This window comes from Pseudomonas sp. AO-1 (assembly GCF_019775695.1).
Classification (GTDB): Bacteria; Pseudomonadota; Gammaproteobacteria; order Pseudomonadales; family Pseudomonadaceae; genus Aquipseudomonas; species Aquipseudomonas parakoreensis.
In genome coordinates, this window is sequence record NZ_CP079947.1 from 1320419 (window position 1) to 1340730 (window position 20312).

The 20312-nt window shown below is 59.8% G+C and carries 21 protein-coding genes and 1 other RNA gene; 17 read left to right on the forward strand and 5 right to left on the reverse strand.

The window, feature by feature from the left end:
• Positions 1–59 precede the first annotated feature (59 nt).
• Positions 60–1196, forward strand: coding sequence for an acyl-CoA dehydrogenase family protein (locus KVQ82_RS06165; RefSeq protein WP_222018422.1), 1137 nt, complete (start codon positions 60–62; stop codon positions 1194–1196).
• 104 nt (positions 1197–1300) lie between these two features.
• Here the strand turns inward: KVQ82_RS06165 and KVQ82_RS06170 are convergent, their stop codons facing one another.
• Positions 1301–2341 carry an NADP(H)-dependent aldo-keto reductase gene (locus KVQ82_RS06170; RefSeq protein WP_222018423.1) on the reverse strand — a complete coding sequence of 347 codons (1041 nt, stop codon included), beginning with the start codon at positions 2339–2341 and terminating at the stop codon, positions 1301–1303.
• Positions 2342–2585: 244 nt separating this feature from the next.
• Between KVQ82_RS06170 and rplM the strand changes: the two genes are divergently transcribed.
• From rplM to KVQ82_RS06205, 7 genes are all read left to right on the forward strand, one after another.
• Positions 2586–3014: a 50S ribosomal protein L13 gene (gene rplM, locus KVQ82_RS06175; protein ID WP_003228062.1), complete on the forward strand. Its 429-nt coding sequence runs from the start codon at positions 2586–2588 to the stop codon at positions 3012–3014.
• Between the two features lie 14 nt (positions 3015–3028).
• Positions 3029–3421, forward strand: a complete 393-nt coding sequence (gene rpsI / locus KVQ82_RS06180) for a 30S ribosomal protein S9 (RefSeq protein ID WP_007961615.1) — start codon at positions 3029–3031, stop codon at positions 3419–3421.
• 269 nt (positions 3422–3690) lie between these two features.
• Positions 3691–4284 (forward strand): ubiquinol-cytochrome c reductase iron-sulfur subunit, encoded by a 594-nt coding sequence (petA, locus tag KVQ82_RS06185; protein ID WP_003228055.1) that lies wholly within the window; start codon positions 3691–3693, stop codon positions 4282–4284.
• A complete protein-coding gene (locus tag KVQ82_RS06190; protein ID WP_041073175.1) occupies positions 4284–5495 on the forward strand; it encodes a cytochrome bc complex cytochrome b subunit in 1212 nt (403 codons plus the stop codon). The genes petA and KVQ82_RS06190 overlap by 1 nt, the downstream gene beginning before the upstream one ends.
• On the forward strand, positions 5495–6277 hold the full coding sequence (locus KVQ82_RS06195) for a cytochrome c1 (RefSeq protein WP_222018424.1): 783 nt from the start codon (positions 5495–5497) through the stop codon (positions 6275–6277). Before KVQ82_RS06190 ends, KVQ82_RS06195 begins: the two co-directional genes overlap by 1 nt.
• Positions 6278–6423: 146 nt before the next feature.
• Positions 6424–7041, forward strand: coding sequence for a glutathione S-transferase N-terminal domain-containing protein (locus KVQ82_RS06200; RefSeq protein ID WP_003228048.1), 618 nt, complete (start codon positions 6424–6426; stop codon positions 7039–7041).
• A gap of 16 nt (positions 7042–7057) precedes the next feature.
• Positions 7058–7471 carry a ClpXP protease specificity-enhancing factor gene (locus KVQ82_RS06205; protein ID WP_145593172.1) on the forward strand — a complete coding sequence of 138 codons (414 nt, stop codon included), beginning with the start codon at positions 7058–7060 and terminating at the stop codon, positions 7469–7471.
• A 148-nt stretch (positions 7472–7619) separates the two neighbouring features.
• Here the strand turns inward: KVQ82_RS06205 and KVQ82_RS06210 are convergent, their stop codons facing one another.
• The 4 genes from KVQ82_RS06210 to KVQ82_RS06225 form a co-directional block, all read right to left on the reverse strand.
• Positions 7620–8198 (reverse strand): BON domain-containing protein, encoded by a 579-nt coding sequence (locus KVQ82_RS06210; RefSeq protein WP_041073173.1) that lies wholly within the window; start codon positions 8196–8198, stop codon positions 7620–7622.
• Positions 8195–8788 (reverse strand): phosphoheptose isomerase, encoded by a 594-nt coding sequence (locus tag KVQ82_RS06215; RefSeq protein ID WP_025109297.1) that lies wholly within the window; start codon positions 8786–8788, stop codon positions 8195–8197. Before KVQ82_RS06215 ends, KVQ82_RS06210 begins: the two co-directional genes overlap by 4 nt.
• Positions 8789–8892: 104 nt before the next feature.
• Positions 8893–9255 carry a YraN family protein gene (locus KVQ82_RS06220; RefSeq protein WP_041073170.1) on the reverse strand — a complete coding sequence of 121 codons (363 nt, stop codon included), beginning with the start codon at positions 9253–9255 and terminating at the stop codon, positions 8893–8895.
• A complete protein-coding gene (locus KVQ82_RS06225; RefSeq protein ID WP_041073162.1) occupies positions 9255–11066 on the reverse strand; it encodes a penicillin-binding protein activator in 1812 nt (603 codons plus the stop codon). Before KVQ82_RS06225 ends, KVQ82_RS06220 begins: the two co-directional genes overlap by 1 nt.
• A gap of 177 nt (positions 11067–11243) precedes the next feature.
• Here KVQ82_RS06225 and rsmI point away from each other — a divergent pair, with 177 nt between their 5' ends.
• The 9 genes from rsmI (at position 11244) to mraY (ending at position 20311) form a co-directional block, all read left to right on the forward strand.
• On the forward strand, positions 11244–12149 hold the full coding sequence (rsmI, locus tag KVQ82_RS06230) for a 16S rRNA (cytidine(1402)-2'-O)-methyltransferase (RefSeq protein WP_222018425.1): 906 nt from the start codon (positions 11244–11246) through the stop codon (positions 12147–12149).
• Between the two features lie 73 nt (positions 12150–12222).
• Positions 12223–12576: RNase P RNA component class A (rnpB, locus tag KVQ82_RS06235), an RNA gene on the forward strand.
• A gap of 401 nt (positions 12577–12977) precedes the next feature.
• On the forward strand, positions 12978–13433 hold the full coding sequence (gene mraZ / locus KVQ82_RS06240; protein WP_003228026.1) for a division/cell wall cluster transcriptional repressor MraZ: 456 nt from the start codon (positions 12978–12980) through the stop codon (positions 13431–13433).
• A 2-nt stretch (positions 13434–13435) separates the two neighbouring features.
• Positions 13436–14377, forward strand: a complete 942-nt coding sequence (gene rsmH, locus KVQ82_RS06245) for a 16S rRNA (cytosine(1402)-N(4))-methyltransferase RsmH (protein WP_222019364.1) — start codon at positions 13436–13438, stop codon at positions 14375–14377.
• Entirely contained in the window at positions 14374–14667 is a 294-nt protein-coding gene (gene ftsL, locus KVQ82_RS06250) for a cell division protein FtsL (RefSeq protein WP_041073157.1), read from the forward strand. The genes rsmH and ftsL overlap by 4 nt, the downstream gene beginning before the upstream one ends.
• Positions 14667–16406, forward strand: coding sequence for a penicillin-binding protein 2 (locus KVQ82_RS06255; RefSeq protein ID WP_174376919.1), 1740 nt, complete (start codon positions 14667–14669; stop codon positions 16404–16406). Before ftsL ends, KVQ82_RS06255 begins: the two co-directional genes overlap by 1 nt.
• Positions 16406–17869 (forward strand): UDP-N-acetylmuramoyl-L-alanyl-D-glutamate--2,6-diaminopimelate ligase, encoded by a 1464-nt coding sequence (locus tag KVQ82_RS06260; protein WP_047296423.1) that lies wholly within the window; start codon positions 16406–16408, stop codon positions 17867–17869. The genes KVQ82_RS06255 and KVQ82_RS06260 overlap by 1 nt, the downstream gene beginning before the upstream one ends.
• Complete coding sequence (murF, locus tag KVQ82_RS06265) at positions 17862–19229, forward strand: UDP-N-acetylmuramoyl-tripeptide--D-alanyl-D-alanine ligase (protein ID WP_222018426.1); 1368 nt, start codon at positions 17862–17864, stop codon at positions 19227–19229. Before KVQ82_RS06260 ends, murF begins: the two co-directional genes overlap by 8 nt.
• A complete protein-coding gene (mraY, locus tag KVQ82_RS06270; protein WP_025109289.1) occupies positions 19229–20311 on the forward strand; it encodes a phospho-N-acetylmuramoyl-pentapeptide-transferase in 1083 nt (360 codons plus the stop codon). Before murF ends, mraY begins: the two co-directional genes overlap by 1 nt.
• Position 20312 lies beyond the last annotated feature (1 nt).

Genomic DNA, 20312 nt, shown 5'->3' on the forward strand with positions numbered 1-20312 from the left:
CGGAGGTGAGGCTTAGTCTCTGAAGGCCATATTCCTCCAACAACAATGAAAGGTGCCGCATGATCCCCAGAACCTTGTTCAGCTCCGAGCACGAATTGTTCCGCGACAGCGTACGAACCTTCCTCGAAAAAGAGGCCGTGCCGTTCCATGCGCAATGGGAGAAACAAGGCCACGTCGACCGCAAACTGTGGAATAAGGCGGGGGAGGCGGGGATGCTCTGCTCGCACCTGCCGGAAGAGTACGGCGGCCTGGGCGCGGACTTTCTGTACAGCGCAGTGGTAATCGAAGAGGTCGGTCGTCTGGGTCTGACCGGGATCGGTTTCTCGTTGCATTCGGACATCGTTGCGCCATACATCCTGCATTACGGCAGTGAAGCGCTGAAGCAAAAATACCTGCCGAAACTGGTCTCGGGCGAGATGGTCAGCGCGATTGCGATGACCGAGCCGGGTGCCGGTTCCGACCTGCAAGGGGTCAAGACCACCGCAGTGCTGGACGGCGACGAGTACGTGATCAACGGCTCCAAGACCTTCATCACCAACGGCTTTCTCGCTGATTTGGTGATCGTGGTCGCCAAAACCGATCCCAAGGCCGGCGCCAAAGGCACCAGCCTGTTTGTGGTAGAGGCGAATACGCCGGGCTTCGAGAAGGGCAAACGCCTGGAGAAGGTCGGAATGAAGGCTCAGGACACGTCGGAATTGTTCTTCCAGGACGTACGCGTGCCGAAAGAAAACCTGTTGGGGCAGGCCGGGGCAGGGTTCGCTTATTTGATGCAGGAATTGCCACAGGAGCGACTGACGGTAGCGATCGGTGGTCTGGCCTCAGCCGAAGCTGCGCTGAAATGGACGCTGGATTACACCCGTGATCGCAAGGCGTTCGGCAAGGCGATCGCCGATTTCCAGAACACCCGCTTCAAACTGGCGGAGATGGCTACCGAGATTCAGATCGGCCGAGTATTTGTCGACAAGTGCTTGGAACTGCATCTGCAGGGCAAGCTCGATGTGCCGACAGCTGCGATGGCCAAATACTGGGGCACCGACCTGCAATGCAAGGTGCTCGACGAGTGCGTGCAGTTGCATGGCGGCTACGGCTTCATGTGGGAGTACCCGGTGGCCCGGGCGTGGGCGGATGCACGGGTGCAGCGGATCTATGCCGGTACCAATGAAATCATGAAGGAGATCATTGCGCGGTCGCTGTGAGTTCTGCAGTGAATTGACGGGCCCCTTCGCGAGCAGGCTCGCTCCCACAAGGATCACGCTGTACCTGTGGGAGCGAGCCTGCTCGCGAAGCTTTTAACGGCCGATCAAGGCGCCGGGTTCGGATGATCCTTGTGGATCGCCTCAATCCCCGCCAGCACCTCATCGGAAAGCTTCAGATCAAAACTGGCAACGTTGCTGTCCAGTTGCTCAAGTGTCGTGGCGCCAATGATGTTGCTGGTGACGAACGGTTGCTGGGTGACGAATGCAAGGGCCATCTGCGCCGGATCAAGACCGTGTTCACGGGCCAGGGCCACGTAACGGCTGCAGGCCGCTTCCGATTGCGCGTTGAAATAGCGGCTGAAGCGGCTGTAGAGGCTCAGGCGACCTTTCGGCGGACGCGCGCCGCCTTCGTACTTGCCGGACAGGAAACCGAATGCCAGCGGCGAGTAGGCGAGCAGGCCGCACTGTTCGCGGATGGCGATTTCCGCCAGGCCGATCTCGAAGCTGCGGTTGAGCAGGTTGTACGGGTTCTGGATCGACACCGCGCGCGGCCAGCCCCGGGCTTCGGCCAGGGCAAGGAAGCGCATGGTGCCCCACGGCGTCTCGTTGGACAGGCCGATGTGGCGGATCTTGCCGGCCTTCACTTGCTCGTCGAGGGCTTCGAGGGTGTCTTCGAGCGGCGTCAGGTTGGCTTCGATCTTGTGTTTGTAGCCCAGTTGTCCGAAAAAGTTGGTGCTGCGCTCCGGCCAGTGCAATTGATACAGGTCGATGTAATCGGTCTGCAGGCGCTTGAGGCTGGCATCCACCGCCTCGGTGATGTGCTGGCGGTTGTGGCGCAGGTTTTTGTCGCGGATGTAGTCGATGGTGTTGCCCGGGCCGGCGATCTTGCTGGCTAGGATCCAGTCGGCGCGGTCGCCGCGACGCTTGAAGTAATTGCCGATGTAGCGCTCGGTGGTGGCGTAGGTGTCGGCTTTCGGCGGCACCGGGTACATCTCGGCGGTGTCGATGAAATTGATCCCGGCTTCCTTGGCCCGTTCGATCTGGGCGAAGGCTTCAGCTTCAGTGTTTTGCTCGCCCCAGGTCATGGTGCCGAGGCAGATTGCACTCACGTTCAGGTCGGTACGGCCTAGCTGGCGATAGTCCATCGGGTGCTCCTTGGGCAAAACAATCATAAAAGCAGGTTGAAAATTTTTTCGCAATCTGCATAATTGCCGACCTCTTTCTGCAGTGGAAGTGATGCGCCGCCGCCGAAGAATCTTGCCGTTGAACGGACGCGCCGACCCGAGCCCCCGAAAGCGTCTGTATCCGGCTGCCTTTGACTTGTCAAAGTACGCACTATTCAGTAAGATCCGCCGTCTTATTTACAGGCGGCCCCTGAGGCTATAAAGAATGAAAACTTTTACTGCTAAACCGGAAACAGTAAAGCGCGACTGGTTTGTCGTCGACGCTGCTGGTCAGACCCTGGGTCGTCTGGCCACCGAAATCGCGAGCCGTCTGCGTGGCAAGCACAAGCCTGAGTACACTCCTCACGTTGACACCGGCGACTACATCGTCGTAATCAACGCCGAGCAGATTCGTGTAACCGGCGCTAAAACCACTGACAAAATGTACTACTCCCACTCCGGTTTCCCGGGCGGCATCAAGTCGATCAACTTTGAAAAGCTGATCGCCAAGGCCCCTGAGCGCGTGATCGAGACCGCGGTTAAAGGCATGCTGCCTAAGAACCCGCTGGGTCGTGACATGTACCGTAAGCTGAAAGTCTATGCGGGCGCTGCACACCCTCATACTGCTCAGCAGCCCCAAGAACTGAAGATTTAACGGAATAGTTCATTATGTCGGCGACTCAAAATTACGGCACTGGCCGTCGCAAGACCGCAACCGCACGCGTTTTCCTGCGTCCGGGTACTGGTAACATCTCCATCAACAACCGCTCCCTGGACTCGTTCTTCGGCCGCGAAACTGCCCGCATGGTAGTTCGTCAGCCGCTGGAACTGACCGAGACTGTCGAGAAGTTCGACATCTACGTCACTGTCATCGGCGGCGGTGTAAGTGGTCAGGCTGGCGCAATCCGCCACGGCATCACTCGCGCTCTGATGGACTACGACGAAACTCTGCGTAGCGCTCTGCGCAAAGCTGGCTTCGTTACTCGCGACGCCCGTGAAGTTGAACGTAAGAAAGTTGGTCTGCGTAAAGCGCGTAAGCGTCCGCAGTACTCGAAGCGTTAATTCGTTTCCACGTTCAAAAAAGAACGCCCGATTCCTCACGGAAGCGGGCGTTTTTTTATACCTGCGATTTATTAAAGAATTGCGCTGTGACAACTTGCCACATTCGTAGACCCCCTATACTACAAGGCTTGAGGGTGGGAGCCCCGGGTAATTCCCTTGTCAGAATTGGGGCTTTTCATTACCATCTCGGCAAAATTTTTATAAGTAACATTGATTTATTTAGTAGATGCCTGATTTAACAGGCCACAAAGCTGATGGGAGAGGACTGAATGAGCAATGACGGCGTGAATGCAGGCCGGCGTCGCTTCTTGGTAGCAGCCACATCCGTGGTGGGTGCTGCAGGAGCGGTGGGGGCTGCGGTCCCGTTCGTGGGGTCATGGTTTCCCAGTGCCAAGGCGAAAGCCGCCGGTGCACCGGTGAAAGTGAATGTCAGCAAGATCGAGCCAGGACAGCAGATGATTGCCGAATGGCGCGGCCAGCCGGTGTTCATTGTCCGCCGTACTGCGGAAATCCTGGGGAATCTCAAGAAGATCGAGGGCCAGCTCTCCGATCCGACTTCCAAAAACTCCACGCAACCTACTTATGTCGATCCTGAAGTGCGCTCGATCAAGCCGGAAATCCTGCTGCTGATCGGGATCTGCACTCACCTGGGTTGCTCTCCCACCTTCCGTCCCGAAGTGGCGCCTGCGGACTTGGGTAAAGACTGGGTCGGCGGCTATTTCTGCCCTTGCCACGGTTCCCACTACGATCTGGCTGGCCGCGTCTACAAGTCGCAACCCGCGCCTTTGAACCTGCCAGTTCCCCCGCATTCCTATGAGACCGATGACCTGATTGTCATTGGCGTCGATACGGAGAAAGCGTGATGAGCAAGTTCATGGATTGGGTGGATGCGCGCTTCCCGGCGACCAAAATGTGGGAAGACCATCTCAGCAAGTATTACGCGCCAAAAAACTTCAACTTCTTCTATTTCTTCGGCTCGCTGGCACTGCTGGTGCTGGTCAACCAGATCGTCACCGGTGTTTGGCTGACGATGAGCTACACCCCGTCGGCAGAAGAGGCGTTCGCTTCCGTCGAGTACATCATGCGCGACGTCGAGTACGGCTCGATCCTGCGTCTGCTGCACTCCACCGGCGCTTCGGCGTTCTTCATCGTGGTTTATCTGCACATGTTCCGGGGCCTGCTCTACGGTTCGTACCAGAAACCGCGTGAGCTCGTCTGGGTGTTCGGCATGCTGATCTACCTGGCGCTGATGGCTGAGGCCTTCATGGGTTATCTGCTGCCTTGGGGGCAGATGTCCTACTGGGGTGCCCAGGTGATCATCTCGCTGTTCGGTGCGATTCCGGTGATCGGCAACGACCTGACCCAGTGGATTCGGGGTGACTACCTGATCTCCGGAATCACTCTGAACCGCTTCTTCGCACTGCACGTCGTGGCGCTGCCGATCGTGATTCTCGGTCTGGTGGTGTTGCACATTCTGGCGCTGCACGAAGTCGGTTCGAACAACCCGGATGGCGTCGACATCAAGAAGCACAAAGACGAAAACGGTGTCCCGCTGGACGGCATTGCCTTCCACCCGTACTACACCGTGAAAGACATCGTCGGCGTGGTGGTGTTCCTGTTCATCTTCTGCTTTATCGTGTTCTTCTTCCCGGAAATGGGCGGTTACTTCCTCGAAAAGCCGAACTTTGAGCAAGCCAACCCGTTCAAGACGCCTGAGCACATTGCGCCGGTCTGGTACTTCACGCCGTTCTACGCGATCTTGCGTGCGATCCCGGACAAGCTCATGGGCGTGATCGCCATGGGGGCCTCGATTGCCATGCTGTTCGTGCTGCCGTGGCTGGACCGCAGTCCGGTCAAATCGATGCGCTACAAGGGCTGGATGAGCAAAATCTGGCTGCTGGTGTTCTGCATTTCCTTCGTGATCCTCGGCATTCTGGGCGTACTGGCCCCGACGCCCGAGCGCACGCTGGTGTCGCAGATCTGCACCTTCCTGTACTTCGCCTACTTCATTCTGATGCCGTTCTACACCAGGCTCGAGAAGACCAAACCGGTTCCGGAAAGGGTGACTGGCTGATGAAAAAGTTATTTTTTGCTCTGATTTTTGCTGCGCTGCCTGTGCTGTCTTTCGCCGCCGAACACGGTGGTCCGGAGCTGGAAAAAGTCGACATCGACGTGTCCGATAAAGCTGCCCTGCAGGACGGTGCGCGCACCTTTGCCAACTATTGCATGGGTTGCCACAGTGCCAAGTTCCAGCGTTACGAACGGGTGGCCGATGACCTCGGCATTCCCCACGACATGATGCTCGAGAAGCTGGTGTTTACTGGCGCCAAGATCGGCGACCACATGAGCATCGGCATGCAGCCGGCAGACGCCAAGACCTGGTTCGGTGCGGCACCGCCGGACCTGACCCTGGTGGCGCGTGTGCGTGGCACCGACTGGCTCTACGGTTATCTGCGCTCGTTCTACGAAGATCCGGCGCGCCCTTGGGGCGTGAACAACAAGGTCTTCCCGAACGTCGGCATGCCTAACGTGCTGGTCGGCCTGCAAGGTCGTCAGGTGGTGGGCTGCAAGCAAGTGCAAATCGTCGAGGACGGCAAGAAGCAATACGATCCGCTGACCGGTACGCCGCTGACCCATGAAGCGTGCGATCAGTTGACCATCGTGCCGAAAACCGGTGCTCTGAACGAAGAGCAGTTCGATGAGAAGGTCAAGAATCTGGTAACCTTCCTGGCTTACTCGGCTAACCCGGTTAAGCTGCAACATCAGCGCATCGGTACATACGTCTTGCTGTACCTGGCGTTCTTCTTTGTGTTCGCCTACCTGCTCAAGCGTGAATACTGGAAAGACGTGCACTGATACGCTTCAAGCATTGCTGTTAATCGCGCGCGCCCAAGGGTGCCTCCGATAACGCAATGTCTGGTTCGCCAGGCATTGCGGGAGGCGCCCTCTGGGCGCGCGCGTTTTTCCGGTTCCAATCATTTCAACAAGCGAGGAGGATCGCCATGGGCGTGACCAATCGGTTGGCCTGTTACTCCGACCCCGCCGACCACTATTCCCACCGAGTGCGCATCGTGCTTGCAGAGAAGGGTGTCAGCGCCGAAATCATTTACGTGGAAGCTGGCCGCCAGCCGCCTAAACTGATTGAGGTGAACCCTTACGGCAGTCTCCCGACACTGGTCGATCGCGACCTGGCGTTGTGGGAGTCGACCGTGGTGATGGAATATCTGGATGAGCGTTACCCGCATCCGCCACTGATGCCGGTTTACCCGGTGGCGCGTGCCAACAGCCGTCTGCTGATTCACCGTATTCAGCGCGACTGGTGTGGGCTGGTGGATCTGATCCTGGATCCGAAAACCAAGGAAGCCGCGCGTGTCGTGGCGCGCAAGGAATTGCGTGAAAGCCTGACGGGCGTGTCGCCGTTGTTTGCCGACAAGCCGTTTTTCCTCAGTGAGGAACAAAGTCTGGTGGATTGCTGCCTATTGCCAATACTCTGGCGTTTGCCGATTCTGGGTATTGAACTGCCGCGGCCGGCCAAGCCGCTGCTTGATTATATGGAGCGCCAGTTTGCGCGTGAGGCTTTCCAGGCGAGTCTGTCTGGCGTCGAACGCGATATGCGCTAAGGCTTAAGGAGCCGCTATGAACTCCAGTCGACCTTATCTGGTCCGCGCGCTCTACGAGTGGATTGTGGATAATGATTGCACCCCGCACATGCTGGTCAATTCCGAATACCCGGCAGTGCAGGTGCCGCAAGGTTTCGCCAGCGACGGGCAGATTGTCCTGAACATTTCGCCCAGTGCCGTGCGGCACTTGCACATGGACAACGACGTGGTGACCTTTGAGGGTCGCTTCGGTGGCGTTCCGCATAGTCTCTATGTGCCGATCAGCGCAATTCTGGGTATTTATGCCCGGGAAAACGGTCAGGGCATGGTGTTCGATCTAGAGTCGCCGATGGATGACGAAGACGATATCGAGCCTGATGACGATGTGCCGCCACCCGACAGCGAGCCGCCGCGCCCAAGTGGCCGGCCAAGTTTGAAAGTGGTGAAGTAATAAAAAAGGCGACCCGAGAGGGTCGCCTTTTTTATTACGTAGGAGCTGCCGAAGGCTCGGGCCGCGTTCGGACGATCTTTTGATCTTGTTTTTGACGATCAAAAGATCGCAGCCTCGTTTCACTCGGCAGCTCCTACAGAAGTGCAGATCAATCGATGTATTCGAACAGCTTCACGATCTTCTGCACGCCGGCAACGCCTTGCACCAGATTGGTCGCCTGTTGTGCTTCCTGTTTGGTCAGCAGGCCCAGCAGGTAAACGATACCGTTCTCGGTCACGACCTTGATGCGCGAGCCGGGAATGCTGGCGTCGGTCAGCATCTGGGTCTTGATCTTGGTGGTCAGCCAGGCGTCGTTCTGGCGAGCGAGGAAGCTTGAAGGTGCAATCACTTGCAGTTCGTTGTGCACTTTCTTCACGCGCTGCACGTTGGCGGCGGCCTGTTCGGCCTTGGCCTTGAGGTCTTCGCGCGGCGTCTGGCCGGCAAGCAGGACCACGCCGTTGAAGCTGGTGACGACGATATGTGAATCCTTGTCCAGGCCGGGGTCGGCCTTGGCCACGTTGACGCCGACTTTGGTTTCGATCAGCGAGTCGTCGATTTTACTGCCGAAGGTTCGGGTGCCGCGGTCGTCTTCAATCGGCGCTTCACGGCTGGCATTCACCACCGAGGTGCAGCCGCTGATGCCGAGGCACAGGGTCAAGGCCAGAAGGCCAAGGCGATTAGGGGTCATTCTTCACTCCCGAACAGTTGGCTGTCGATCAGATCGCAGAGGCAATGGATCGCCAGCAGATGGACTTCCTGAATACGTGCAGTGACATGGGCCGGTACGCGAATCTCGACATCTTCAGGCAGCAGCAGTGAAGCCATGCCGCCGCCATCGCGGCCAGTTAAAGCTACGACAACCATTTCGCGATCATGTGCGGCCTGGATCGCTTGAATAATGTTTGCGGAGTTGCCGCTGGTCGAAATCGCCAGCAATACGTCGCCGGGTTGACCCAGTGCGCGGATCTGCTTGGAGAACACTTCGTTGTAGCTGTAGTCGTTGGCGATCGAGGTGATGGTCGAGCTGTCGGTGGTCAGAGCGATGGCCGGCAGGCTCGGGCGTTCACGCTCGAAGCGGTTGAGCAGCTCGGAGGAGAAGTGCTGGGCGTCGCCGGCAGAGCCGCCGTTGCCGCACGAAAGCATTTTGCCTTCGTTGAGCAGGGCGTTGACCATGATCTGGCTGGCTTGCTCGATGTGCGGTGCAAGTACGTCCATCGCCTGTTGCTTGGTGTCGATACTGGCCTGGAAAAGCTGGCGAATTCGGGATTGCATGTCCATCTGTGTGACCTTAAGTAGCGCGGCTGTTCGGCACGTGAATGTGCAGCCCGCAAAGCAAAGAGCAAAAATTGTCGGTGAAAGTGTCCGGGGTGGTGTGCAGAGAATCAACCATCGAACGCATTCTGCAACCAGTTCAACTGATCCGGGTGCCTGTCGATGGCCACCACGTCGAAGCGGCAAGGGGAATCGGCCCAGCGTGACTCGCGCTGAAGGAAATGCTGTGCGGCGAAAATCAGCTTCTGCCGTTTGCGCTCATCGATGCTAGCGAGCGCGCCACCCCATTGAGTGTTTTTTCTGTAGCGGACTTCGACGAATACTACTGTATCGCCATCAAGCATGACCAGATCAAGCTCGCCCCGTTTGCATGACCAGTTCTGCGCCAGCAGGCGCAGACCCTGGTGTTGCAGATGCTCGAGCGCCTGGCGCTCGGCATCTTTACCGCTTTGCAGGTGCGAGCCGTCGGGCATCAGCGCGGGGTGTCCGGCAGGCGTTGAACCTGACCGTTGACGAACTGCGCCCATGGCAACTGACGCACTACGCGTTGGGTCTGGGTCATGCCCAGGCTACCCGACTGACCTTCGATGCGGCTGTCCGGCAGCGCCTTCAACTGACCCAGGCGCGGCGCCAGACGGTAGGCGTCGACGCCCATGGCGTAAAGGCGACCAAGGCTGCCGGCCGCTTGCGGCCATTGCGCGGTGACTTGCTGACGCAGCGGGTCATTGGCTTCCAGCAACCATGGGGTTTCGCAGAAGCGCACGCCGTTCATGTCGTTGTACTGGTTCACATCGCCGCTGGCGCTGTACACGTGGGAAGTTGCGTACACCGGAACGTCACCCGCGTACTGGAAGTTCAGAGTCGGCTTGATCTGCTGCGCTTGCTGCGGGGTGGCTGCGAGGAAGATGAACTCGATGTCCTGGCGACGCGACGGCTGCGCGGCGACATTGGTGCCAGCAGCGTTTTGCAGGCTCTTGGCGCGGGCTTCGCTTTGACGCAGCTGGAACATGTCAGCGATCTGCTGGGCCAGTTGCACTGGCTGATCAACGCGTTCGGTGGCAACGATGCTGCCGCCATTGGCCTGCCAGTCCTGGCTGAACGCACGCAATACGCGGTCGCCCCATTCGCCTTTCGGCACCATGATCGCCGCGCGATGCAGGCCGTCGGCGCGGGCGCGACGCGAAACTTCGCGAGCTTCGTCTTCAGCCGCCAGACCGAACTGGAACAGTTGCGCCGGACCTTGATCGCCTTCGCTGTAATTCAGCGCGAGGGTGGTGATTGGCAGTTGCGGACGGGTGCTCAATTGCTTGACCAGCGGTTTTTCCAGCGGGCCGACCACCAGTTGCACGCCATCGGCCTGGGCCTTGCGGTAGAACTCGTCCATCGAGGTCAGTTTGGAGCTGTCGTAAAACTCGATGGCGGGCGGCTTCTGACCGGCCTGTTGTGCTTGATAGTGCGCCGCCATGAAGCCTTCACGCAGCGCTTTACCGACTGAGGCCAGTGGGCCGTCTTGCGGCAGCAGCAGGGCAATCTTGCTCAGGGGCTGGCTGGCCAGTTCCTTGAGTTTGGTCAGTGGCAGCGGCAGGTTGATTGCTGCTGGGTGCTTTGGATTCTGTGCGCGCCAGGCATCGATCGCCGCTTGCTGCTGTTCCAGGGTGCCGGCGGTTTTCACAGCCAGGGCCAGGCCCATCCAGCCGCCGAGATCGTCGGCGGTGTTGGGTTGCAGTTGATCGGTCGGCAGCGAAGCGATCAAAGTCCAGATGGCTTCGTGGTTCTTGCTCGCGGCTTCGCCTTTGAGCATTGGCGCGATGAAGATGCGCTCGCGAGCGGCCGCCAGGGTCTGGCCATCGGCTTCCAGTGCGCGGGCATGCACGGTGCCGGTGCGCACTTGCTGGTCTTCCGGCATTTCGCTCAGATGCTGCAGGCTCGGATGGCTCAGGGCGGTCAGCGCAGCTTTCGGCTGATTACGCGTCATTGCCAGCTCAGCGGACAAGGTGCTGGCGAAGATCTGCTGGCCTGGCTTCAACTGCTCCATTGGCACTTGTTGCAGGATCTGCGCGGACTGGCCGGCATTGCCCTGGCGATAAGCGAGGTCTGCCGCGCTCAAGCGCAACAACGCGGCTTTTTCCGGCGTCTTGGCCTGGGTAGCCTGTTCGAGCAGTTGCTCGATGCTGGCATCCGGAGTCCGTGGAAGTTCGCCAAGGCTGGAGGAAGGGGAGCTGGCGCAGGCCGCCAATAAGGCAGCGAGGCAGAGGGCAGTGAACAGCCGCAGGCAAGCGATCATGTAAGTGTTCCTGATACTCGATCAAATTAGCGTGGAATTGTACCCAAGCGCTGGCCGGGGCGCGATGTTACTGGCGTGAAACCGTCAATTTAGCTGAAGCAAATGTTGCGGCATCGCACAAAGGCGCGCAAAACCGGCGTCGGCCGGAACGCATCGCAAGCCTCGTGACGCGTTACAATGCCGGCTTTTACCGATCATGAGGTGTGCGCTTTGACTGCTCCAGGTCCTTTGAATTCCGCTGCTGGCTCGCTTTATGTGGTGGCGACGCCCATCGGCAACCTGGACGACATCAGCGCCCGGGCTCTGAAAATCCTCCGCGAAGTGGCATTGATCGCCGCCGAAGACACGCGGCACTCGGCGCGCTTGATGCAGCACTTCGGTATTGCCACGCCGCTGGCCGCGTGCCATGAACATAACGAACGTGATGAAGGTAGCCGCTTTATTACCCGTTTGCTGGCAGGCGATAACGTCGCGCTGATATCTGATGCCGGGACACCGCTGATTTCCGATCCGGGTTATCACCTCGTGCGTCAGGCGCGGGCGGCGGGCATCAATGTGGTGCCGGTGCCGGGTGCCTGTGCGTTGATCGCAGCGCTGTCGACGGCGGGGCTGCCCTCCGACCGGTTCATTTTTGAAGGCTTCCTGCCGGCCAAGTCGGCGGGGCGCAAGGCGCGCCTGGAATCGGTAAAGGAAGAGCCACGCACGCTGATTTTCTACGAGGCCCCGCATCGCATTCTCGAGTGCCTGCAGGACATGGAAGCGGTGTTCGGTGGCGAGCGTCAGGCATTGCTGGCCCGGGAAATCACCAAGACTTTCGAGACGCTCAAAGGGTTGCCGCTGGCTGAGTTGCGTGCGTTTGTCGAGTCCGACAGCAACCAGCAGCGCGGCGAGTGTGTGGTGCTGGTCGCCGGCTGGTCTGCACCGGAGTCCGAGGACGCGGTCAGCAGCGAGGCGATGCGCGTCCTCAACCTGCTGCTCGAAGAGATGCCGCTCAAGCGCGCCGCCGCCCTGGCCGCGCAAATCACCGGTGAGCGCAAAAACGTGCTGTATCAGGTCGCACTGGAGCAGCAGAAGGGCGAGTAACCCGTCGCGCAGACGGGTTTCACGGCTATTAGCGCTTGTTCTTCGGGCGCTCTGCCGTTAACCTGCGCGGCGGAGAGTCGATCGGACAGTCGCTGCCCTCTATGAAAATTAGAGGGGGGAGGAAAGTCCGGGCTCCATAGGGCGAAGTGCCAGGTAATGCCTGGGAGGCGTGAGCCTACGGAAAGTGCCACAGAAAATAACCGCCTAAGCGCTTCGGCGCCGGTAAGGGTGAAAAGGTGCGGTAAGAGCGCACCGCACGTCTGGCAACAGTTCGTGGCTAGGTAAACCCCACTTGGAGCAAGACCAAATAGGGTCCCAAGGCGTGGCCCGCGCTGGGACCGGGTAGGTTGCTAAAGATGTCCAGTGATGGCCATCGTAGACGAATGACTGTTCAAGACAGAACCCGGCTTACAGATCGACTCTCCACCTTTTTCTTTCCCTGCTTGAATCAATGGCATCAGGGCTGGTTATTATCGGCAGGCCTGCGCTAAAGTCCGGCAGCGGCAAATGCAGTAATAGCCATTTCCCACCTTGCTTCAATCAACAGCAGAAGCGCTTTTGTAATACCGAAAAAATCTTACTCTTAACAAATCACTTTAACTTCCGAGCGCAGCTTTCAGTGCTGCATCAAGTTATTGGTCAAAAGTATCCGCCAAATTGTCGTTGCCCCTCCTTTTAAGCTCCTAAATCTCCGTTCTGTAAGGGTTTTCCTTTAATCCGCGCCTTGACGGTGTGGTGGGCGCATTCCTATAGTGTGCGCAAGTGGCGGAAAGTGGCATGAAGTGGGTTTTTTGAGCTCAAAACGATAAAAATTGGAGAAACGCTGACGTGTTTCGCGGAGCTAACGCTATCAGTCTCGATGCTAAGGGCCGTCTCGCCATGCCGAGCCGGTACCGTGACGAGCTCGTTTCGCGTAGTTCCGGCCAGTTGATCGTGACCATTGATGCCGTTGATCCGTGCCTGTGTGTCTACCCGCTCGACGAGTGGGAAATCATTGAAACCAAGTTGCGTGCACTCCCTTCGCTTCGTGAAGAGAACCGTCGCCTGCAGCGTTTATTGATTGGTAATGCCGTCGACCTCGAACTCGACGGCAGTGGTCGTTTTCTGGTTCCACCGCGTCTGCGCGAATACGCCAAGCTTGATAAGAAAGCGATGCTGGTGGGCCAACTGAACAAGTTCCAATTGTGGGACGAGGATGCATGGAACGCGGTATCTGCCGCTGACCTTGCTGCTATTCAACAACCGGGCGCCATGCCTGACGAACTGCGTGATTTGATCCTGTGACTATTGATAGCGGCTTTAACCACATCACCGTACTGCTTGACGAAGCCGTCGAGGCTCTCGCCGTACGCCCTGATGGCTGCTATCTGGACGGTACGTTCGGGCGCGGCGGGCATAGTCGGCTGATCCTCAGCCAGCTCGGGCCGGACGGCCGACTGATCGGATTCGACAAGGATCCTCAAGCGATTGCCACCGGGCAAACGCTAGCGGCCGAAGACGGCCGCTTTGTCGTTGTGCAGCGCAGCTTTGCCGAACTGGGTTCGGTGGTCGCCGAACAAGGGCTGAGCGGCAAGGTCAGCGGTATCCTGCTCGATCTCGGCGTGTCGTCGCCGCAACTGGATGACGCCGAGCGCGGCTTCAGTTTCCTCAATGACGGCCCGCTGGACATGCGCATGGATCCGTCCCGTGGCATCAGCGCCGCCGAGTTCGTCAACACTGCGCCGGTGGAAGAAATTGCCCGGGTGTTCAAGGAATACGGCGAAGAGCGTTTCTCCGGGCGCATGGCCCGTGCCGTGGCCGAGCGCCGCGACATCAAGCCGTTCGAGCGCACCGCCGATCTGGCGGAAGTTCTGAAAGTCGCCAACCCGGCGTGGGAGAAGGGCAAGAACCCGGCGACCCGCGCGTTCCAGGGCTTGCGCATTCACGTCAACAACGAACTGGGCGATCTGGAGGCCGGCCTCGAAGCCGCCCTGGATGCGCTTGAAATTGGCGGCCGCCTGGTGGTCATCAGCTTTCACTCGCTGGAAGACCGCATCGTCAAACTGTTCATGCGCAAGCTGGTAAAAGGCGAAGCCGACAACCTGCCGCGCAACCTGCCCGTGCGCCACGTGGCGTTCGAACCGAAAATCAAAATCCATGGCAAAGCGCAGACGGCCTCCGACGCCGAACTCAAAGCCAACCCACGTTCCCGTAGCGCTGTCATGCGTGTTGCGGAGAAGTTGCGGTGAGCAAGCTTTTCGCCAAGCCCCTGCCGGGCGGCAGCTTTATCATGCTGCTGCTGTTTGTCGGCGTGCTCGTGTCGGCCATCGGCGTGTCCTACAGCGCGCACTGGAACCGGCAGTTGCTTAACACCCTTTACAACGAACTCAGCGTGCGCGACAAGGCGCAGGCCGAGTGGGGGCGTCTGATTCTCGAGCAAAGCACCTGGACAGCGCACAGCCGCATCGAAGTGCTGGCCACTGAACAATTGAAAATGCACATTCCGGGCGCGGCTGACGTGAAGATGGTGGCGCCATGATGAAACTCGAAGGCGCACTCTTCCCGTGGCGCTTCCGCCTGATGGTGGCTCTGCTCGGCGTGATGGTCGCGGCGATCTGCTGGCGCATCATCGACCTGCAAGTGGTTGACCGTGACTTCCTCAAGGGGCAGGGCGACGCGCGCAGTCTCCGTCACATCCCGATTCCTGCTCACCGTGGTCTGATCACCGACCGTAACGGCGAGCCGTTGGCCGTGAGTACCCCGGTGACGACGCTGTGGGCCAACGCCAAGGAAATGCAGACGGCCAAAGAGAAGTGGCCGGCACTGGCCGCGGCGCTGGGGCAGGATCCGAAAGCCCTGGCCGAACGTCTCGAAGCTCAGGCCAACAAAGAATTCATTTACCTGGTGCGCGGGCTGACCCCCGAGCAGGGCCAGGCTGTGCTCGACCTGAAAGTGCCGGGCGTTTACGGCATCGAAGAATTCCGCCGCTTCTACCCGGCCGGTGAAGTCACCGCGCACATGGTCGGCTTTACCGACATTGACGATCACGGGCGTGAAGGCGTCGAGCTGGCCTACGACGAGTGGCTGGCCGGGGTGCCGGGCAAGCGGCAGGTCATCAAGGATCGGCGCGGTCGGCTGATCAAGGATGTCCAGGTCACCAAGAACGCCAAGGCCGGCAAGCCCTTGGCGTTGTCGATTGACCTGCGTCTGCAATACCTGGCGAACCGCGAGCTGCGCAACGCGATCATCGAGAATGGCGCCAAGGCTGGCAGTCTGGTGATCATGGACGTGAAGACCGGCGAGATTCTCGCCATGGTCAACCAGCCGACCTATAACCCGAACAACCGTCGCAACCTGCAGCCGGCGATGATGCGTAACCGCGCGATGATCGACGTGTTCGAACCGGGTTCGACCATGAAAGCGATCTCGATGAGCGCCGCCATCGAGTCCGGTCGCTGGAAACCGACCGACACCGTCGAGGTGTATCCGGGCTCGCTGCAGATCGGCAAGTACACGATCAAGGACGTGTCGAAGACCGAGGGGCCGGTACTCGACATGACCGGCATCCTGATCAATTCCAGTAACGTCGGCATGAGCAAGGTCGCGTTCGATATCGGCGGTGAAACCATTTACCGTCTCGCACAGAAAGTCGGCCTCGGCCAAGACACCGGCCTGGGCTTTCCGGGCGAGCGCGTCGGCAACCTGCCGAACTACCGCGACTGGCGCAAAGCCGAAACCGCGACACTGTCTTATGGCTACGGTATTTCCGTGACCGCGATCCAGCTGGTGCACGCATTCTCGGCGCTGGCCAACAACGGTCGTCTCGCACCGCTGACGCTGATCAAAACCGACAAGCCGCCGCAGACCACTCAGGTATTGCCGGAAGCGGTCGCGAAAACCATGCAAGGCATGCTGCAGCAAGTGATCGAAGCACCGCGCGGCGTGTTCCGTGCGCAGGTGCCGGCGTATCACGTGGCCGGCAAGTCGGGTACTGCGCGCAAGACTTCGGTGGGCACCAAGGGCTACGCCGAAAACTCCTACCGCTCGCTGTTCGCCGGTTTCGGGCCGATGAGTGATCCGCGTTACGCCATCGTGGTGGTGATCGATGAACCGTCCAAGGCCGGTTACTTCGGTGGTCTGGTGTCGGCGCCAGTGTTCAGCCGTGTGATGTCCGGCACCCTGCGCCTGATGAACGTGACCCCGGACAACCTGCCGACTACCCAACAGGCCAACGCTACCCCGGTCGTTCCGCTGAAAGCCAATGGAGGGCGCGGCTGATGTCTCTGAGTCTGAACAAGATATTCCCCCACGCCGGCCATGATCTGTTGATCCGTGAATTGGCGCTGGACAGCCGCAACGTACGCGCGGGTGACCTGTTCCTCGCCGTGCCGGGTGGCAAGTTCGATGGCCGTGCGCACATCGCCGATGCCTTGCAGCGCGGCGCGGCGGCAGTTGCTTACGAAGTGGAAGGCGCCACCGTGCTGCCGATCACCGAAGTACCGTTGATTCCGGTCAAAGGCCTGGCGGCGCAGCTGTCCGACATCGCCGGGCGCTTTTATGGCGAGCCGAGCCATCACTTGAACCTGATCGGTGTTACCGGCACCAATGGCAAAACCAGCGTGACCCAACTGGTCGCGCAGGCACTCGATCTGCTTGGTCAGCATTGCGGCATCGTTGGTACGCTGGGTTCCGGCTTCCATGGCGCGCTGGAAAGCGGCCTGCACACCACGCCGAATCCGATCGCCATGCAAGCCACTCTGGCCGACCTGAAAAAGGCCGGGGCCAAAGCCGTGGCCATGGAAGTGTCGTCCCACGGTCTGGATCAGGGCCGGGTCACTGCATTGGCGTTCGACGTCGCGGTGATGACCAACCTGTCCCGCGACCACCTGGATTATCACGGCACCATGCAGGCGTACGCCGAGGCCAAGGCCAAGCTGTTCGCCTGGAATGACCTGAAGTGCCGCGTGGTCAACCTCGACGACGATTTCGGTCGGCAGTTGGCCGGCGAAAAACGCGAGTCGCGTTTGATCAGTTACAGCCTGCTCGACAGCAGCGCCTATTTGTATGTCCGCGAAGCGCAGTTCGATGACCACGGCGTGCGCGCCACGCTGGTCACGCCGCAGGGCGAGCATCACCTGCGCAGCACGCTGCTCGGTCGTTTCAACCTGAGCAACGTACTGGCGGCAGTCGGCGCCTTGCTCGGTCTGGATTACGCCCTAGACGAAATTCTCAAGGTGCTGCCGAAACTCGAAGGCCCTGCCGGACGTATGCAGCGTCTGGGTGGCGGCACTCAGCCGCTGGTGGTGGTCGATTACGCGCACACCCCGGATGCGCTGGAAAAAGTTCTGACTGCATTGCGCCCACACGTCAAAGGCCAGTTGCTGTGCCTGTTCGGCTGTGGCGGTGATCGTGATCGCGGCAAGCGTCCGCTGATGGCCGAAGTGGTCGAGCGTCTGGCCGATCGCGTACTGGTCACCGATGACAACCCGCGCACGGAAGACCCGGCGCAGATTTTCGACGACATCCGCGCCGGTTTCACCGCTGTGGATAAAGTCACCTTCGTCGCCGGCCGTGGTCAGGCGATTGCCCAACTCATCGCTGCTGCATCGGCCGATGACGTGATCGTTCTGGCCGGCAAAGGCCACGAGGACTATCAGGAAATCAACGGCGAGCGGCACGCTTTCTCCGATCTGGTCGAGGCCGATCATGCCCTCACCGCGTGGGAGGTGGCCCATGCTTAAGGCTCTGACATTGAGCGAACTGACCAACGTGCTCGACGCCCGTCTGATCAGCAGCGACGCCAGTTTCGATGGTGTCAGCATCGACAGCCGTGCGATCACCGCTGGCCAACTGTTTATTGCCCTGACTGGCCCGCGCTTTGACGGTCACGACTATCTGAACGATGTCGCCGACAAAGGCGCGGTGGCGGCACTGGTCGAGCGTGAAGTCGCCGACAGCACCTTGCCGCAACTGCTGGTCAAGGACACCCGTCAGGCCCTCGGCCAGTTGGGTGCGCTGAACCGTGCCGCGTTCACGCAACCGGTGGCGGCCATTACCGGCTCCAGCGGCAAGACCACGGTCAAGGAAATGCTGGCGAGCATCCTGCGTACCCGCGGTCCGGTGCTGGCGACGCGCGGCAATCTGAACAACGACCTCGGCGCGCCGCTGACCCTGCTCGAACTGGCACCGGAACACACTGCCGCCGTGATCGAACTGGGCGCCTCGCGTCTGGGCGAAATCGCCTACACCGTCGGGCTGACCAAGCCACACGTGGCGATCCTCAACAACGCTGGCACCGCCCACGTTGGCGAGTTCGGCGGGCCGGAAAAAATCGTCGAGGCCAAAGGCGAGATCATCGACGGGCTCGCGGCGGATGGTATTGCCGTGCTCAACCTCGACGACAAGGCCTTCGGAATCTGGAAGCTCCGCGCCGGCGCACGCAAGGTGCTGACCTTCTCCCTGAGCAATCCGCAGGCAGATTTCTACGCCAGCGACCTGAGCACCGATGCCCGGGGTTGCCCGGCCTTCAACCTGCATACCCCTGAAGGTGTGGAGCACGTTCAGCTGAACCTGCTCGGCACCCATAACGTCGCCAACGCCATGGCTGCCGCCGCTGCCGCTCACGCCTTGGGCGTGTCGCTGTTCGGCATTGCCACCGGGCTTGGCGCGGTACAACCGGTCAAGGGCCGCACCGTCGCGCAACTGGCGAAGAACGGCATGCGCGTGATCGATGACACTTACAACGCAAACCCCACCTCCATGTGCGCTGCCGTTGATATACTCGCCGGCTTTTCCGGCCGCACCGTCCTGGTGCTCGGAGATATCGGCGAGTTGGGCGACTGGGCGGAGCAGGGGCACCGCGACGTGGGCGAATACGCCCGGGGCAAGGTTTCCGCGCTTTACGCGGTCGGGCCGAACATGGTCCACGCCGTGAACGCATTCGGCAAAGAGGCGCATCACTTCGGCACGCAAGCCGAACTGATCCAGGCCCTCGACGCCGAGCAGGACACAAACACCACCATTTTGATCAAGGGTTCGCGCAGTGCAGCGATGGAAAACATCGTTGCGGCTCTGTGCGGGTCCAGTCTGGAGAAACATTAATGCTGCTGCTGCTAGCGGAGTATCTGCAACAGTTCTACAAAGGCTTCGCGGTCTTCCAGTACCTGACCCTGCGCGGGATCCTCGGTGTGCTGACCGCGCTGGTTTTGTCGCTGTGCTATGGCCCGTGGATGATCCGCACCCTGCAGAACCGTCAGATCGGCCAGTCCGTTCGTAACGACGGCCCGCAATCGCACCTGTCCAAGTCGGGTACGCCGACCATGGGCGGCGCGTTGATTCTGTCTTCCATCGGTGTCAGCACCCTGTTGTGGGCTGACCTGAGCAACCGCTACGTCTGGGTCGTGCTGCTGGTGACTCTGCTGTTCGGCGCCATTGGCTGGGTCGACGACTACCGCAAAGTGATCGAGAAGAACTCCCGTGGCTTGCCAAGCCGCTGGAAATATTTCTGGCAGTCGGTGTTCGGTCTGGGCGCGGCGATCTTCCTTTATATGACCGCCACCACGCCGGTGGAAACCACGCTGATCCTGCCGATGCTCAAGGACTACAGCATTCCGCTGGGCGCCGGGTTCATCGTGCTGACCTACTTCGTGATCGTCGGCTCAAGCAACGCGGTCAACCTGACTGACGGCCTCGACGGTCTGGCGATCATGCCAACCGTGATGGTCGGCGGCGGTCTGGGCATCTTCTGCTACCTGTCGGGTAACGTGAAATTCGCTGAATACCTGCTGATCCCTTATGTGCCGGGCGCGGGCGAACTGATCGTGTTCTGCGGCGCACTGATCGGTGCCGGTCTGGGCTTCCTCTGGTTCAACACCTATCCCGCGCAAGTGTTCATGGGCGACGTCGGTGCTCTGGCACTGGGCGCGGCACTGGGCACCATCGCAGTGATCGTCCGTCAGGAAATCGTCCTGTTCATCATGGGCGGCGTGTTCGTGATGGAAACCCTGTCGGTGGTTATCCAGGTTGCCTCTTTCAAGCTGACCGGGCGCCGTGTGTTCCGCATGGCACCGATTCACCACCACTTTGAACTCAAGGGCTGGCCCGAGCCACGCGTGATCGTCCGTTTCTGGATCATCACCGTGATTCTCGTGCTGATCGGCCTTGCCACCCTGAAGCTGAGGTAGA